A 16,539-nucleotide genomic window follows, 5' to 3' on the forward strand; every position below is an offset into this window, starting at 1 on the left:
GATGATTGAGGCGATTTCTAAGATAATCCACTACGCATTTACCCATCTCAATTTCACTTAGTCTTGTACAGTTAAAGGTAAGCGTACAGTAAAAGTAGAACCCATCCCTAACTGACTTTTAACAGTAATTTCTCCGCCCATCATTTGGCAAAAATGGCGGCTAATTGCTAACCCTAAACCAGTACCACCATACTTTTTCGTAGTTGATGTATCACCTTGAATAAAGGGTTGAAATAACTGCTTTTGTTGAGTTTGGGACATCCCAATTCCTGTGTCGCTCACAGTAAAAGTAATGAAACCAAAAGGAGCTTCGGGGACAAAGTCATCTTTTTCACTTTTAACTGTTAATGTGACCTTACCATTGGTGGTAAATTTGGCAGCATTACTCAACAAATTTAACAACACTTGCCGCATCCTAGTTTGATCGGCATACATGGTACCCAGTTTATCGTCATAATCTACTTCTAGAATATTGCCGTTTTTCTCAACAGCAGGTCTAACTGTCAGCACGACATTATTAATTAGTGTGGCAATTTCAAATGTCTCTGGGTAAAGAGTCATTTTCCCCGCTTCAATTTTAGATAAGTCGAGGATGTCATTTATTAGTTCTAATAAATGTCTACCAGCAGCATTAATTGTTTCTAGGTCGGTGATAAAGTCTCCCGATAAACTTAAATCTGTAGCATCATCTTGTAGCAGTTGACTTAAGCCAATTACTGCATTTAATGGTGTACGCAATTCATGACTCACATTCGCAAGAAAAATGCTTTTTGCCTTACTAGCCGCTTCAGCTAATTCTTTGGCTTGTTGCAGTTCTTTCGTTCGCTCAGATACGCGCTCAATTAGACGATTTAAAGATTTAGCTAATAAGCCAATTTCATCTTCTGTGGTTATTGGCGCTCGTAAATCGAAATTCGATTTACGAGCTACCTGTTCAGCAACTTGAGTGACAGTAATGACTGGTTCTGCGATCGCGCGGCTAGTCCGCCAAGCTACAATAGCTGCGATCGCCACTGAAACCAGCATACTCACAATCACGATCAGTCTCTCAACTCCTTTTGCTTGCTCTACAGCTAGTGTCCTTTCATCTTCTTTGATTTCAGCATTTTCTAAAATGTTAGTCAGTGTTTGGGACAACTGCTCTAGCTGTATTGCAGTGTCACCGCGCATAATTGCTAGCAATCGCTCTCTGACTGAGTCCAGCTCCTGCTTCTGCACGTTTTTCCTGTCAATTTCCCGCAATACAGGCTCTATCTGGTTAACATAAGACTCTAAATTAATGGCGTAATTCTGCAATAAAGTCTCTAGAGTAGAACTTGTTGCTGCTAATGTTTTCGGCTTTTTCTCAATAAAACCAGTAATTTGTGGTTCTAAGTGCTTGGCTTTCTCTACACTTCTGAGAAATTCAGCTTTTTTCGTTTGCAGCCTGTGGGGATCTTCCAAAACTGCAACTAAGTTAGAACTATATAATTGTGCCCCAATGACTGCATCTTTATAATTGGTCAGTAGTTGTCCTTGCTCATGAGCTTGGTTAAGTTGCCTAATTTCTCTTCCCCGATAATGATTAGCGATTACTAAACCTGTGAGTGAGCCAAAAAAGCCAATCCCAATCGCTACAAAATATCCGTAGCCAATTTTTTGATGTATGCGCCAGGAACTAGCCTTGAGTTTCCCTCTTGAAGGAAATTCAATAGTCGGGAGTTCGTCTGTATATGACTCTTCACCTGGCACTGTTTTGCTTTCTTTACTGCTCTCAACAGGGGCTGGCTTTTGAGTTTGCATCACTCAAATCTCCTTACCCTCCTGTAAAAATCATCACATTAGCTCTATTTTTCCTAGCAATTTGACTAGTGATTAACACTTTAATTATCTTTTTTTTATGACAAGAGCAAATTATAGCTCATTAGATAATCGGCATGACCTTTATTATATTTAAGTTATTTTTCTATGACTTATAGATATCAAAAATAACGTCATCAAAAATCGCTTTTACTACCAAAAGCGTTTCCCTCAAGAAAATCCACTCCTCTAAGCGTATTTTTGCCATTGATTGACTGCGACAAGAGTTGATTACAGCTATCTTGAGTCGGCATATCAGCAACTAATTTACCCTGCTTCTGCGTTCAATTAGCTTCCATCAACATGGATAAAGCATTTTAAACCAGCTTCCTACACCAAAAAGTATCAAAACCACTGCTCTTTTTTGGCAGGCTAACTGTTTTCCAATCTTATCATCAATTTTATGGATTCTCCAAGATGGGGCATGGGGAAGTGCTGAGTGCTGAGTCAGGAGTTAAAAGTTATTTTCCTTATCCCCTTATCTCCTCATCTCCCCAATCCCCATTACCCCTTATCCCCAGAGGGGGCCCCGAGTTCCCCAATCCCCATTACCCCTTATCCCCAGAGGGGGCCCCTGAGTTCCCCAATCCCCTTATCTCCTTATCTCCTCATCTCCCCAATCCCCATTACCCCTTATCCCCAGAGGGGGCCCCGAGTTCCCCAATCCCCAATCCCCAATCCCCAATCCCCAATCCCCAACAACAAAGGGGTATGAGTAAACCCGTAAAATTTACTCATACCCCTCAATTCAGTAATTTTCTGGAATATTACACCAGTTTACTTCAGTGCTTGGGCGATCGCGGCTGTCAGTGACTCATTAACAGCTTGCTTTAACAAGTCGGACTTGTCGGTACGTTCCCAAGGTAGGTCTAAATCATTCCGCCCAAAATGACCGTAAGCCGCGACGTCCTGATAAAAACGTCCGCCTCTTTCATTTGGTAGGTTGCGTAAATTAAAGGCATGGATAATTCCTGCAGGACGTAGTTCAAAATGCTTTTTGACTAATTCCAACAAGATACTGTCATCGACTTTGCCAGTCCCAAAGGTGTCTAGAAAAATGCTCACAGGACGAGCTACGCCAATGGCATAACTGAGCTGTACCTCACATTTTTCTGCTAACTCAGCAGCAACAATGTTTTTCGCTACATAGCGAGCTGCATAAGCTGCAGAACGGTCTACTTTGGTGGGGTCTTTACCAGAGAAAGCACCGCCTCCATGTCGAGAATAACCACCGTAGGTGTCAACGATGATTTTCCGTCCTGTCAAACCGGAGTCGCCTTGAGGGCCACCAATCACAAATTTGCCGGTGGGGTTGACTAAAAAGCGTGTCTGTGAATCTGGCTTGATGTCAATGTCACCAAACACAGGTTCCACTACCGCTGTCCAGAGGTCTTGTTTAATCTTGGCTTGGACTGCTTCTTCATCAGTGATTTCCCCAATAGTGGCTGTATGTTGGGTGGAAATCAGGATCGTATCTATACCTACTGGTCGTCCATCTTCATAAATTACAGTAACTTGGGTTTTACCGTCGGGACGTAGGTAAGATAAATCACCTGTTTTGCGAACTGCTGCTAGGCGGCGAGCAATGCGATGAGCAAGACAAATCGGTAAAGGCACCAGTTCTGGTGTTTCGTTACAAGCAAAACCAAACATGATTCCTTGATCACCTGCACCGATGCTGTCGAATAGTTCTTCACTATCCTGTTCGCGGGTTTCGTGAGCAGTGTTCACACCTTGGGCAATGTCAGGTGATTGCTCGTCTAATGCTACCAATACACTGGTACTATTTGCTGAAAAGCCATTATCGGCATTGGTATAACCAATTTCCGCAATTTTTTGGCGAGCCAGATTGACATAATTGACATTGGCTTTAGTGGTGATTTCTCCAGTAATCAGCACTAAGCCAGTATTAACAACTACCTCAGCCGCCACACGACTAGTGGGGTCTTGTGCCAGTAATGCATCCAGAATCGTATCAGAAATCTGATCGCAGATTTTATCTGGATGTCCTTCGGTAACTGACTCGGAGGTAAATAAATATCGACGAGACAAAGGCATTCCTCCTTTTAAGAGTGCTTCGCTGACTAAATCAAGTGATTTAGTTCAGTTACTCTAATTTCTGAAATCATAACAATATTTACACATTAAATAGTTAGTGTCTTCTTAAGTTATAAAAAACTATACTGGTATTAAATGTTGGGCGAAGAAAAAATATAATTTCTTGTGGCTAAAATGTTTTGAGCAACACAAAAAAAGGGGGATACCCTCAAGCATCCCCCAAAGCTTTGACACAAACACTGCTGTTTTAAACTTGAACTGCTAATTTGGCTTCCTTTGCTGTTAAACGCTCGTACTCGTCACGCATTTTCAAGCCTGTTAGCACTTGGAATAAACCAGTTCCATTGTTGGAACCTGGATACTCACGGTGCTGGAGTAACAAGTGAGTCATCTCACCTTGGTATTTGGTGGATGTGTTACTCAAATGGGTTTCGATGTAAATAACTTCTTCTAAATTGTCGAATTGACCGTCTACTTCTAATACTGAGACGTAACGACCATAGTAAACATCTGAACCGTAGTACAGTTGCATACCAGGGTAGGAACAAGTAAGCTTGCGTCCGCAAGGAGTCCATTGAATTGTAGATCCTTCATCAAACAGGTAAGTTGGCTCAAAGCCATCCTTACCTTCGCGCTGAAGCATCCGGACTCGCAGAACTTTGCGCTCTGTGTCGTTTTTGATTAAGTTAGTTGGTAATACTTGAAGAACCACATCAGCAAATTCTCTTTGTGGCTCAATGAACTTTTCAAAGTCAGGCTTACGGGAATTGATTTGCGCTAAGACATCTTCATAGCGATGGCCCCTTTCTGCCATATCGCGCTGAATTTTCCAAGCAATTTTGACTTCGTCGCTGATATCAAAATAAACGCTGAAATCAATTAACTCGCGCACCCGTTCGTCGTATAAAGGATGCAGCCCTTCCACCACTACAATGTGATTCGGCTCAATCCGTTCTGGCGGATCGATCATGCCGGTTTCGTGGTTATAAATCGGCTTATCAATTGCTTGACCATTTTTGAGCGCTTTAATTTGCTCATACATCAGATCAAAGTTGTTTGCCCTAGGATCAAGAGCGGTGATTCCTGTTTCTTTGCGCTGTTTGCGATCTAGGGAATGATAGTCATCCAAACAGATAACTGTCATTAATTCTTCACCAAACAAATCTATCAAACGACGCAAAAACGTAGATTTACCGCAACCAGAGTCTCCAGCTACTCCAATTAGTACCACGCGTTCCGGCTTACTTGTCATAAATCTCCTCTAGATACTAAAGATGTGTCAATTCAATAAATTTTTTCACACAGCAGATTTTGAAGCTAGGAGTTTACCCCATTGGTTCATCCCGCGTTCTTGCTACCCACAGCGCCATAAAGAAGTCAGACGGGTATTCAACACAGTAATAGTTGTTACTCGTCTGTCTAAAATGAATTCGTTGCTGGTAAGTATTTAATCCTAGTGGTATATTTGATTTTAACAGAAGGGGTTATTCTATACAAGTTTACTGTCAAGAAGAATCTAGTGGTTCATCAATCATGTTGATGATTTAGTAACTAATTTGAAAAGCCACCTATTCATCACCATCAAGCTATCTAGCAAAGGCTGCTAGAAGTTTGTAACTTTATTATTCAAGTGTATAAGGTATAATTTTCTGCGGCCGGAAATTTTTTGAGATTGGGTAATTTTTGTTGGCGAGCGAGCAAGACTCTACATATTCATAGCTAATATCTATCTCAAGAATGAGTCAACTAAATTACATCAAAAAATTATTGTTGTAGCTTTGTAAACATCATCAAATACAAATCAGAGCCTCCGAAACTCTATTGATAGAGGTTGACAGATGGATCACATCACGTAAAACTTAATATAGATGCTTAACTCATTTCTTCGTGTATCATTCGATTTTACAGATAGACTTACCCTAGTTGGGAAATTATTCCCGATCAGGTGAGCAATGCAACCAAAAACATTTTCTATGCAAGTTGCACAAAAGTTTTCTGTCGAATGGAAGAAAAAAGGTGCAATCCGGGAAATCCAACTACAAGGAACAAAGCTTCCGCGATTGGTGTTACTGGAGATATCTGCCGCAAACAGGCAAGCGTAGTAGCGGCTTTTAAGGGCAAAATGAGTGGTGGCTTCTACCTATCAAAACTGTCTTTATACTGAGTTTGCTATGGCGACGTGCCCTTTGGGTAATAGCTCACTATCTCCCTATTGGGATGTTTTAGTTCAGGAAGAAAACATTAAATTGATTCATTATTAACATTCTCCACAAGACTAATCCTTTAACTTAGAAGGTGAACAGGTGTGTTTTTGCGCCGCCTGGATGTCTTTGGTGAGTGTACTTAGCAAGGCATTACATTGATGATGCCGTCTTTCCTAGAACGCCAGTTTAGTGAAGCGAAAATCCGGTAAACTAAAGCTGACTTGTGATAGGAAAAGTTTTTTTTGAAAAACGGTTAAGTAAACATCGGAGTGGTAGAACGAATGTATAACCAAGGTGCTGTTGAGGGTGCTGCCAACACAGAATCAGGTAGCCGCGTCTTCGTTTACGAAGTGGTTGGTCTGCATCAGAACGAAGAGACTGATAACACAAACTACCCAATTCGTAACAGTGGCAGTGTGTTCATCAGAGTGCCTTACAACCGCATGAATCAAGAAATGCGACGTATCACTCGCCTAGGCGGAAAAATTGTGAGCATTCAACCCGCAAGCGCTCTACAGCAATTAAATGGTAAAGCCTCATTAGGGGTTGCTAACAGTGAGGGGAATGGTCAAGCCACACCTGCGAATGCAAAACCACCAGCTGAAACACAGCTTCAGAATAAGGATCAAAAAGGCAACACCATGACTCAAGCGAAAGCTAAAAAAGACTCTCATGCTGATGTTCCTGTAAACATTTACCGTCCCAATGCACCTTTTATTGGTAAGTGTATATCTAACGAACCTTTAGTCAAAGAAGGTGGCATTGGTATTGTTCAGCACCTAAAATTTGACCTTTCTGGTAGCAATTTGAAATACATAGAAGGTCAAAGTATTGGTATTATCCCACCCGGAGTAGACAAAAACGGTAAGCCAGAAAAGCTAAGACTGTATTCCATCGCCTCAACTCGTCATGGAGATGATGTGGATGACAAAACAGTATCGCTGTGTGTGCGTCAGTTAGAGTATAAACACCCAGAAAGTGGCGAAACAGTCTACGGTGTTTGCTCAACTCACCTGTGTTTCTTAGAACCAGGGGCAGAAGTAAAAATTACTGGGCCCGTGGGTAAGGAAATGTTATTACCCAGCGACCCCGATGCCAAAGTAATCATGATGGCGACCGGAACTGGTATTGCGCCCATGCGTGCTTACCTGTGGCGGATGTTTAAGGATGCTGAGAGAGCAGCTAATCCAGAATACCAATTCAATGGATTTGCCTGGTTAATCTTTGGTGTACCTACAAGTCCTAACATCCTGTACAAGGAAGAACTGGAAGAAATGCAGCAAAAGTATCCAGACAACTTCCGTCTCACCTATGCTATCAGCCGGGAACAAAAGAATCCCCAAGGTGGCAGAATGTACATCCAAGACCGAGTTGCAGAACATGCAGATGAACTGTGGCAATTGATTAAAGATGAAAAAACCCACACCTACATCTGCGGTTTACGTGGTATGGAAGATGGTATTGATGCAGCGTTAACTGCGGCGGCTGCGAAAGAAGGCGTAACCTGGAGTACTTACCAGAAGGAAATTAAGAAAGCTGGCCGCTGGCACGTAGAAACTTACTAAATTTGGTCATTAGTCATTAGTCATTAGTCATTGGTTTTAGACAAAGGACGAAGCGCAAAGTCTGAGCGGAGGTTTCCTCCGATCAGAACTTTGTAAGAGAGGACAAATGACAAATGACAAAACATAACTTGTAGGGTGGGCGAACAGCTCACCCTACAATTGTTATTGGTGAAATTTGGTACAAAATTTGTGGGTGTGAAGCTAGGAATACTGGGATTAGGAACTGTTGGGACGGGTACAGTACAGTTGTTACAAGATACAACTGACCGTAACCCATTGTTGCAGGAAGTAGAAATCCACCGAGTGGGAGTACGATCGCTTGATAAACCGCGTGAGGTACAACTACCAGAGGGAGTAGTGACTACAGACCTAGAATCTATCGTCAACGATCCTGCGGTAGATATTGTTGTGGAAGTCATGGGTGGATTGGAACCGGCGCGATCGCTAATTCTGACAGCTTTAAAAAATGGTAAACATATAGTTACCGCCAATAAAGCTGCGATCGCGCGCTTTGGTGATGAAATCTTCACCACTGCTAATGAAGCTGGAGTCTATGTCTTGCTAGAAGCCGCAGTTGGTGGTGGTATACCTGTAATTCAACCACTCAAACAGTCTTTAAGTGTGAACCGCATTCACGCCGTTACAGGTATTGTTAACGGTACTACCAACTACATCCTCACAAGGATGCAGCAAGAAGGCAGCAACTTTGAGGATGTATTGGTTGATGCTCAAAGATTGGGTTATGCAGAAGCCGATCCTACCGCCGATGTCGATGGTTTAGATGCAGGCGATAAAATTGCGATTTTGGCATCCTTAGCTTTTGGCGGACGCATTCACCTAGAAGATGTCTATGCAGAAGGGATTCGCCAAGTTAGTAAGACCGATATCGCCTATGCTGAGAAATTAGGATTTGTGATTAAATTGTTAGCGATCGCCAAGCTTCATGCTAGCGATCGCTCGAAGCTATCTGTAAGAGTTCATCCGACTTTAGTACCCAAAACACACCCCTTAGCCAGCATCAACGGCGTGTATAATGCCATTCTGGTAGAAGGCGAACCCATTGGGCAAGTCATGTTGTTTGGGCCTGGTGCTGGTGCTGGCGCAACTGCTAGTGCTGTAGCATCAGATATCTTACATTTAGTAGCAACGCTGAAAACTAGTACAGCTAACCCGAATCCTCTCTTAGCTTGTCGGCATCAAGACTACTGTGAAATTGCCCCGATTTCCGAATTAGTAACTCGTTTTTATACCAGGTTTCTAACTAGAGATCAATCCGGAGTAATTGGTAAATTAGGCACCTGCTTTGGCAATTACGGCGTTAGCTTAGAGTCAGTTGTGCAAACTGGGTTTCAGGGAGAACTAGCTGAGATTGTGGTGGTTACCCACGATGTGAAAGAAGGGGACTTTCGCCAAGCTTTGGCAGAAATTCGGGAATTGTCAGCTATCGATAGCATCCCTAGCTTATTACGGGTATTGTAAGGGTATCAAATATTATTTGGAATTTATTGTTACTGATGGGTTAAGGGGTAATAAGCTTGGGTTAAGCTCATTAGTGATTAATTTGTCACTTAATTAAAAAAGCCAGATAAATTGGGGGATTCTCCCCCAAACCCCCGATTGGGTGACGGTTGCGTCCCCCAAACCCCCTCCAAAATTATTGTTTGGTTTTTTTGTTGAGTAACTAGTTTTTTGGTTTTGTGATCAATTAATTTTCTGAACTGAACCGTATTGGGTTAAGGGTGAAAAGGCGGAAGGGGAAAGGGGCAAGAAAATACCTTGAACCCTTACCCTTTTACCTTTTCCCCAAACCCAATGCCTATGGTGCTTGGAGTGCTGGAGCATCTCTTCTTTCAGGTACAGGATTGGAACCATCCCAAACAGCCCGCTGCCCATCAGCATTAATTAAAGTAATTTTGACTTTTTTATCTGTAAAATTACTAGCAAATTCTTGTAGCCATGCTGACCATTCATACTCTGGCAGTGCATTCAAATTATTAAAATTGATTTGCAATTTTTTGCAAAACTCCGTAGGATTCAACGGATCTGGTTCTAGGGTATAAACATTGTCTTGTTTAATTTCAATTCTTGTTTCTGGTTTTTCATTCAAAGATTCGTCTAAGTAAACCATTTGCAGAATTACACCCCCTGCTTGAGAAAAATGCTCTCCGGCTACGGTAAGTTGAGGATTTGTGTTCCAGTCTATTGGTTCACCCCACAGCACTACTTGAGTGATATTGGGGCCAGCTTTGCGGACTGCTTTACCACCGATGTAACCACCAGCACTGATACCCATCAGTACCAAAATTTCCGAGGGGATGCTTGGTAAGGAAGATGCAGTGGTATAGGTGACTAAAAGAATTACAATAAAAGCAACACCAATAATTAGGTTCCAAACTACCTGCTGTACACGTTCTAAGGCGACTACACCACCATGTACTACTAAATCTGACCATGCAGGATTTACTTGCCCGGAACCTTTACTACCACGTACGGCAGCAGTTGCCTGTGCTGTAACTAATGTTACTAAACTAATTAAAAAGGTATAGGCAAATCCTGATAGGGGAATAAACTCCCAAATATCTTGAATTAGTCCCCGCCCGATGAAGAGAAATAAATAGCCAAACACAATAATAGTCAGCCACCAAACAAACTGGGTGCGTGCCAAACTAAAGGTATTGCTTTGGCGATCAAGAATTAACCACTCTAAAGAACTAAACTTTCTTGTATTGCTTTCTTTGACTGGTTGCGGTAAGTCGGTTTTTTTCGACTCTGTAGCCAGCATATAGATGATGACTATAATTAGGAACGTGAACAGAGCTGCGATCGCAAACACAATGAAAGTAGTTAACCCACTCACAGGACGCTTGACTGTAACCTGAAGTTGCTCTCCAGCTACTAAGGGGTCTATATTAGTGGCATTTCCTTCCACTTCTACAATTACAGGGCGTAGTCCCCGGCTTAATTTCTTTAGTTGCTCGTTATTAAAAGTTGCATAAATTGCCCTTCTATCATCTGCAACTCTAATATTAGTTGTCGTAGCAATATCCGGCGGATTACCAATTTTGACTGCAATTTTATTATTCTGTGAATTATCTATTTTGGGAAAATTATCACCTGTAATAACTAAATTCACCCTTTCTTGTTTGTAGTTATTAATATTTTCCGGTACAAGTGATTGAGGAATACTGATATACAATTCCTTGGGGCTAACGCTTCTAATTGTGGTCACACGTGGCGCATTCCACATTTCATTGCTAGTTTGCTGAGGAGTATATGTATTCTCTATTGGTGTAGAGTTGGTATTAGGTGGCTGGCTAGTACTGCTATCTTCTTGCGCTTGGCTAAAGCTGACTGAAGTAAATATTAAGATGACCGCTAGGACTAGAGATAGTAGAGGGTAATAATACCTCTTGCTAGTTCTTTTCCAGAACATTTTGAATAACTGCATAAATAGAGTCCGAGTATCCTTGATCTACTAATTCAACATGCAAACAAATTTCCTGCACTTAATTTTGAGAATTAAGCGATAGGATTTCAGCATTATTACAGCAGTTTTTATTTACACCGGATACATAGTAGGGGCAGAGTGTTAGAAAAATTAACTTAGATGAAAATGGGTAATGGGTAATTGGTAATTGGTAATTGGTAATTGGGCTATTATCTGGATTGCTGAGGGCGGTTTCTCTTCACCAAGGAGGGTATTGAGTGGCTGAATTGAGATAAAATTAGTACCTAATTTTTCAAATATGCATAGTAGGGTGAGTAGCAATACAACTCGTTGAGTATTTTGCACTCATAATTTGGTTTGGGTAAAGGGGAAGGGTTAAAGGTATTGTCTTTCCTTTTTCCATTAACTGGGTTAAGCAACAGTTAGTATCAGGGTTGCGACGAAATATCTACCAATGTCCCCCTGCAAAAATTGCTGCCCAATTTTGTGGACTCATTTTGTGCATCAGGGAATTGTTAATTTTGATTTTTGCGAAAAGTTGCGTGGGCGGTGAGTGCAGCCACACGTGCGGCTATGCCGCCGAGTGGACTGCCGAACCCGAAGGGGTTTCCCGACTTGAGCAAACTTTTCAAGACGAATTTTTTATTTTGACTTCGGAGCAAAGCAACGTGACAAATTCTCAAAACCAGGTTTATCCAATTATTTGGCATGACGACACAGTATCATTAATCGATCAAACCCGCTTGCCGAATGAGTATGCTTTTGTAGAAATTCACCGCAGCGAAGATATGGCGTGGGCAATTAAAACTATGATTGTTCGCGGTGCGCCAGCAATTGGTGTTGCGGCTGCATACGGTATCTATCTGGGTGCGAGGGAAATTGAAACCAGTAATCGTCAGGAATTTTTGCAGCGTTTAGAACAGGTTGCTCAACTGTTGCGTTCTACTCGCCCCACAGCAGTAAATTTATTTTGGGCAATTAGCCGCATGATGAAAACTGCTTATGAAAACTTGGGAAGCGTAGCAGAACTTAAACAAAATCTCTTGGAAACGGCTCAAGCTATTCATGGTGAAGATTTACAAACTTGTCAGGCGATTGGTGACAATGGGTTAGCAGTATTGCCCAAAAATCCCGAAAAGTTGACAATTTTGACTCATTGTAATGCGGGGGCGTTGGCTACTGCTGGTTACGGTACAGCTTTGGGTGTGGTGCGTTCCGCTTGGCGGGAAGGGCGTTTAGCGCGAGTGTTTGCTGACGAAACCCGTCCCCGCTTGCAAGGTGCCAAACTCACAGCTTGGGAGTGCGTGCAAGAACGAATTCCCGTGACAGTAATTACTGATAACATGGCAGCCCATTGCATGAAACAGGGTTTAATTCATGCTGTGGTTGTTGGTGCTGATAGAATTGCGGCGAATGGTGATACTGCCAATAAAATAGGTACATATAGTGTGGCGATCGCAGCTAAAGCACATAATATTCCCTTCTTTGTCGCTGCGCCTTTATCTACTGTTGATTTTGCATTATCTGATGGTAGTCAAATTCCCATTGAGGAACGAAATCCCACAGAAATTTATCAAGTAGGTGATACTATTCTCACGCCTTCAGGGGTGGATTTTTATAATCCGGCTTTTGATGTTACCCCAGCAGAGTTAATTACAGCCATCATTACAGAAAATGGTGCCTTTGCTCCTAGCGACTTAGCACAATCTCAAGTCAAGCAAGCAGTGTAAATTTTTAAACATTAAATTTTTATGTACTATAGCTGTGTTATTGCGAAAGTTCTGCTAAAAAGCTTTAGTTAATCTAGGTATAAGATTTCACACTATTAAAAATTTTACCTGGAGTTTTTTATGGTGTGAAATCAGCCTAACTGCAGTACTTTCAATTTACACTAATGAAAAAGCTAGCCACAACAATTGCGGTAGTTCTTTGCTCTATCTGGATTACTAGTTGCAGTAATGCAGCCAGTGATAGTGCAAAAGAAACTTCAGAAAAAGCGCCGACAAAAACGGAAACTGTAAAAACAACTTCTACAACCACAGAAAATAAAATAGAAGCTACAAATAAAAAATCTCATAGCCAAGCCAAAAGTGATGAACCTGAGACAAATGCAACAGCACAACCGCAAGTTGGCACTATTAAAGAAATGGTAAATGGCGATTTAAAATGCTACGTAACCTTAGTTGATGACAAGGGAACTGAACATAATTTGGGCGCTACCTTTGAAGTATGCGAAAAACCCGAAACTTTTTTAAATAAAAAAGTCAGTTTAACTTATAAAATTGAGTCAGTCAGTGATTGCCAAAGTGCTGAACCTTGCGGGAAAACCAAAAAAGAATCTCTAATTTCTCAAATGGAGATTCAAAAATAATTTATATGATTCATATTTTATTTTTGAAATTCACGTAGCGCTAGCATAATACATTTACCCAAAGCTTTGATGTGTTACGGCTGAAGCCGTAACACATCCTACATAATGCTTAATTAATGGCATATTCTGTATATTGTCTAACTTCTGGGTGATGAAATGCTAAAACAATATCTGCTTTAGGAATACCAGAGGCTACTAAATCATTAGCGATACCGTCTTCTGTACCATCTCGATGAATCCAAACTTTATCATTGATGATTTCTAGATGAATTAGGCAGCCATGAACTCTCTGGTAATTTTGCCAGCCCAATGTTATTAATAAATAATTATTGTGGTCTTCGCTAATGATAAATCTTCTTTCCAAATCACCATAAGAATAAGGGATACTAGCGTATTCTTGTAGTAATTTTACAATAATTGCTTGATATCTTTCTAATTTATCCATTCTTCTATTTCCTGTCGATGAGAATTAAATATCATTAACCTTAAATGGTTTTTTTGCATAACCAATTTTCCAATAGGTTCAGCAAAAATATCTTTATAGGCTATGTTGGTAACAGCTAAATACAATAATCTATCTTTTTCAGTTTCTTCAAGAATGTTTTTATAAAGGATATACTGTCCAATAGCCTTCTCTAGCCATAGCCAAGAAATTAATTCGATTTTGAACCTGGTATTTTCAGTAAAATCACAGGGTTTTCAAGGAAATATTCTGTCACCAGTAGTAGAATCAAACACAAATAAGTGATTCAAATCGAGTTGTAGGGAAAGGCGATCGCCTGGATGTAAACGCACCGCACCACCCACCTGGACATTCAGCAGTACTGATGAATCAGGTACACTGGCCCGAATTAAAGTTTCTCTTCCCAATGGTTCTACCACCTTGACTTCCACAGATAATAGTGCGGAGTTTTCGCTGGTAACTGCTGAATCTGTGTTGATGGTGATATGCTCGGGACGAATACCCAAATCCACACTTTGTCCTTGACGTATTTGTAATTTAGCTTGTAAATTTGTGGGAATTGCTAATAACTGTCCGCTAACATTAAAACCTTCATATTGAGCAACTGCAGGCAAAATATTCATGGGTGGATTGCCTAAAAAAGCTGCCACCATTTGATTAGCGGGATTGGCATAAATGCTTTGGGGATCGCCAATTTGTTGGATGCGTCCACGATTTAGTACCACAATTTGATCGGCTAAAGTCATCGCCTCAACTTGATCGTGAGTTACATATACCGTGGTAATTCCCACATTTTGATGCAGCTGCTTTAACTCTGCTCTAGTATCATCTCGTAATTGGGCATCTAAATTAGACAAAGGTTCATCGAGTAAAAAAACTTGCGGTTGACGTGCGATCGCTCTTCCTAATGCTACCCGTTGTTGTTGTCCCCCAGAAAGTTGTTTGGGTTTGCGATCTAGCAAATGTTCCAAGGAAAGCGATCGCGCTACATTCAAAACTCTATCTTGAATTACCTTGCGGTCAACCTTCCGCATCTGCATCCCAAAAGCGATGTTTTCCGCCACCGTCATGTGGGGATATAAGGCATAGTTTTGGAAAACCATCGCTACATCTCTCTGTCTAGCTGGGATATCATTCATCAAGCGATCGCCAATAAAGAGTTTACCGGAAGTGGCTGTTTCTAAACCGGCGATCGTTCGCAAAATTGTAGATTTTCCACAACCAGAAGGCCCTACTAAAACCCAAAACTCGCCATCGGGAATTTCAAAAGAAATATCCTCGATAGCAGTTACGTTGTTAAATCTACGTTTGATGTCTTCTAAACGGACGTTTGCCATTGTTTGTAGTTTGTCATTTGTAGTTTGTCATTGGTCATTTGTCCTTGATTTTGATAATTGAGGACTGATGACTGATACCAAATTGGATTATTGAGTATTATTTGGTATTTCTGGAATTTTCTCATGATCATTGTTTTAATCCAAAATCCAAAATCTAAAATCCATTAATCCAAAATTGGCCTGATTACTACTTCCAAGCAGGATGAGCAAATAACGAAGCAATGACTCGAACGCCGCGTAGTTGATTAGAAAGGGGTAAGTGACCTCTTGGTGCGCTTAAATCCCAGGTAAATTCATTAGGGTATCTAGTCCAATTATTACCATTTTTCCAATGGATTTTTGACCAGAAATTGTCCCAATTTTTACCTAAACCTAACCAGATTTCTCGCTGAACGGAAAACCCAAACTTGCCTTCAGAGTGAACTAACCACAGATTATTAATAGTATGTAAGTCAACCGCAGGAAAATTTTCTACTTCGGTAAAATACAACCATTTTCTTTGTAATGCCGTTGGCCCTGCTAGTTCACACATTTTTTCGATGGTTACGCGATCGGCTGCTTGGAAGTCTTGGGCGGCTAGTAGTTGTTGCAAGGAATTGTAATTAATCCCGCACTCTGATTTTAGAGGTACAATTCCCTCAGGAAAATGGGAAAGCAAAAATTCTTTGGCTTTAGGTGCATCAGAGTTGTAGAGTACTTGATAGGCCTTGCCATCAATCCAAGTCGCTGGGGTATCACTACGTTTCTGTAAAAATTCCATCAAGACATCTAATCCCGCATCACCCAACTCAGCTAACTTTGGGATTGTTTGCTGTTGGACTTGAAGAGACCCAGCGATTAGCGTTCTTCGGAGGGAGTCGATGTCATTAGCAGTGCCTGATACAATCATTGGGTCTGTCATGCCAATTACTCGTTGTAGTGGGAGTGTGAAAATGCGATCGGCTATCGGGTGTTCTTAAAGATTAAACACTGATAGCGAAAAGTAGTTTACTATTTTTGATCGTACAAAATAGCGTTGATTTCACTCAATCCCACACCTTAGCCCTAAATACTGTACAAGGAAAGTAGGGGAAATCTGCGCTGCAAAGGCTGGGACTGGGGAACTCGGGGCCCCCACGACCGCAGGGAGTGGGGATTAGGGGTAATGGGGACTAGGGACTGGGGATTGGGTACTAGGGATTAGGAACGAGAAAGAATTAGCAATGCCCCATGCCCCATGCCCTATACCCTATGCCCAAAATATTTATCAATTAG

At 41.3% G+C, this 16,539-nt stretch carries 13 protein-coding genes; 5 read left to right on the forward strand and 8 right to left on the reverse strand.

Features of this window, described 5'->3' with window-relative positions; genetic code table 11:
• Positions 1-57: 57 nt before the first annotated feature.
• From HG267_RS17300 to HG267_RS17310, 3 genes are all read right to left on the reverse strand, one after another.
• Positions 58-1,782 (reverse strand): ATP-binding protein, encoded by a 1,725-nt coding sequence (locus tag HG267_RS17300; RefSeq protein WP_045869987.1) that lies wholly within the window; start codon positions 1,780-1,782, stop codon positions 58-60.
• An 834-nt stretch (positions 1,783-2,616) separates the two neighbouring features.
• Positions 2,617-3,891: a methionine adenosyltransferase gene (metK, locus tag HG267_RS17305; RefSeq protein WP_045870130.1), complete on the reverse strand. Its 1,275-nt coding sequence runs from the start codon at positions 3,889-3,891 to the stop codon at positions 2,617-2,619.
• Positions 3,892-4,144: 253 nt separating this feature from the next.
• Positions 4,145-5,149, reverse strand: a complete 1,005-nt coding sequence (locus HG267_RS17310; protein WP_045869986.1) for a phosphoribulokinase — start codon at positions 5,147-5,149, stop codon at positions 4,145-4,147.
• Between the two features lie 700 nt (positions 5,150-5,849).
• Here HG267_RS17310 and HG267_RS17315 point away from each other — a divergent pair.
• From HG267_RS17315 to HG267_RS17325, 3 genes are all read left to right on the forward strand, one after another.
• The gene (locus HG267_RS17315; protein ID WP_155539181.1) at positions 5,850-5,999 is read left to right on the forward strand and encodes a hypothetical protein; all 150 of its coding nucleotides are present in this window, start codon (positions 5,850-5,852) and stop codon (positions 5,997-5,999) included.
• Between the two features lie 383 nt (positions 6,000-6,382).
• Complete coding sequence (gene petH, locus HG267_RS17320) at positions 6,383-7,666, forward strand: ferredoxin--NADP reductase (protein ID WP_045869985.1); 1,284 nt, start codon at positions 6,383-6,385, stop codon at positions 7,664-7,666.
• 189 nt (positions 7,667-7,855) lie between these two features.
• Positions 7,856-9,145 carry a homoserine dehydrogenase gene (locus tag HG267_RS17325; protein ID WP_045870129.1) on the forward strand — a complete coding sequence of 430 codons (1,290 nt, stop codon included), beginning with the start codon at positions 7,856-7,858 and terminating at the stop codon, positions 9,143-9,145.
• Between the two features lie 337 nt (positions 9,146-9,482).
• Here the strand turns inward: HG267_RS17325 and HG267_RS17330 are convergent, their stop codons facing one another.
• Positions 9,483-11,099, reverse strand: coding sequence for a hypothetical protein (locus HG267_RS17330; protein ID WP_045869984.1), 1,617 nt, complete (start codon positions 11,097-11,099; stop codon positions 9,483-9,485).
• A 683-nt stretch (positions 11,100-11,782) separates the two neighbouring features.
• On the opposite strand from HG267_RS17330, the gene mtnA reads away from it, so the two are divergent.
• Complete coding sequence (gene mtnA, locus HG267_RS17335; protein ID WP_045870128.1) at positions 11,783-12,844, forward strand: S-methyl-5-thioribose-1-phosphate isomerase; 1,062 nt, start codon at positions 11,783-11,785, stop codon at positions 12,842-12,844.
• A 164-nt stretch (positions 12,845-13,008) separates the two neighbouring features.
• Entirely contained in the window at positions 13,009-13,485 is a 477-nt protein-coding gene (locus HG267_RS17340; RefSeq protein ID WP_045869982.1) for a hypothetical protein, read from the forward strand.
• 109 nt (positions 13,486-13,594) lie between these two features.
• Here HG267_RS17340 and HG267_RS17345 read toward each other — a convergent pair whose 3' ends face one another.
• From HG267_RS17345 to HG267_RS17355, 4 genes are all read right to left on the reverse strand, one after another.
• Positions 13,595-13,930 carry a XisI protein gene (locus HG267_RS17345; RefSeq protein ID WP_045869981.1) on the reverse strand — a complete coding sequence of 112 codons (336 nt, stop codon included), beginning with the start codon at positions 13,928-13,930 and terminating at the stop codon, positions 13,595-13,597.
• Complete coding sequence (locus HG267_RS41910) at positions 13,918-14,148, reverse strand: element excision factor XisH family protein (protein WP_081583985.1); 231 nt, start codon at positions 14,146-14,148, stop codon at positions 13,918-13,920. Before HG267_RS41910 ends, HG267_RS17345 begins: the two co-directional genes overlap by 13 nt.
• A 36-nt stretch (positions 14,149-14,184) precedes the next feature.
• On the reverse strand, positions 14,185-15,285 hold the full coding sequence (locus HG267_RS17350; protein WP_045869980.1) for an ABC transporter ATP-binding protein: 1,101 nt from the start codon (positions 15,283-15,285) through the stop codon (positions 14,185-14,187).
• Positions 15,286-15,472: 187 nt separating this feature from the next.
• On the reverse strand, positions 15,473-16,186 hold the full coding sequence (locus HG267_RS17355) for a GUN4 domain-containing protein (RefSeq protein WP_045869979.1): 714 nt from the start codon (positions 16,184-16,186) through the stop codon (positions 15,473-15,475).
• Between the last annotated feature and the right edge of the window lie 353 nt (positions 16,187-16,539).

Source organism: Tolypothrix sp. PCC 7601, from assembly GCF_025677855.1.
GTDB lineage: Bacteria > Cyanobacteriota > Cyanobacteriia > Cyanobacteriales > Nostocaceae > Aulosira > Aulosira diplosiphon.

Excerpts from the sequence above, each read along its gene's own strand:
- HG267_RS17300 (WP_045869987.1), bottom strand. The coding sequence starts at position 1,782 with ATGCAAACTCAAAAGCCAGCCCCTGTTGAGAGCAGTAAAGAAAGCAAA.
- HG267_RS17310 (WP_045869986.1), bottom strand. The coding sequence starts at position 5,149 with ATGACAAGTAAGCCGGAACGCGTGGTACTAATTGGAGTAGCTGGAGAC.
- HG267_RS17315 (WP_155539181.1), top strand. The coding sequence starts at position 5,850 with ATGCAACCAAAAACATTTTCTATGCAAGTTGCACAAAAGTTTTCTGTC.
- petH (WP_045869985.1), top strand. The coding sequence starts at position 6,383 with ATGTATAACCAAGGTGCTGTTGAGGGTGCTGCCAACACAGAATCAGGT.
- HG267_RS17330 (WP_045869984.1), bottom strand. The coding sequence starts at position 11,099 with ATGTTCTGGAAAAGAACTAGCAAGAGGTATTATTACCCTCTACTATCT.
- HG267_RS17340 (WP_045869982.1), top strand. The coding sequence starts at position 13,009 with ATGAAAAAGCTAGCCACAACAATTGCGGTAGTTCTTTGCTCTATCTGG.
- HG267_RS17345 (WP_045869981.1), bottom strand. The coding sequence starts at position 13,930 with ATGGATAAATTAGAAAGATATCAAGCAATTATTGTAAAATTACTACAA.
- HG267_RS17350 (WP_045869980.1), bottom strand. The coding sequence starts at position 15,285 with ATGGCAAACGTCCGTTTAGAAGACATCAAACGTAGATTTAACAACGTA.
- HG267_RS17355 (WP_045869979.1), bottom strand. The coding sequence starts at position 16,186 with ATGACAGACCCAATGATTGTATCAGGCACTGCTAATGACATCGACTCC.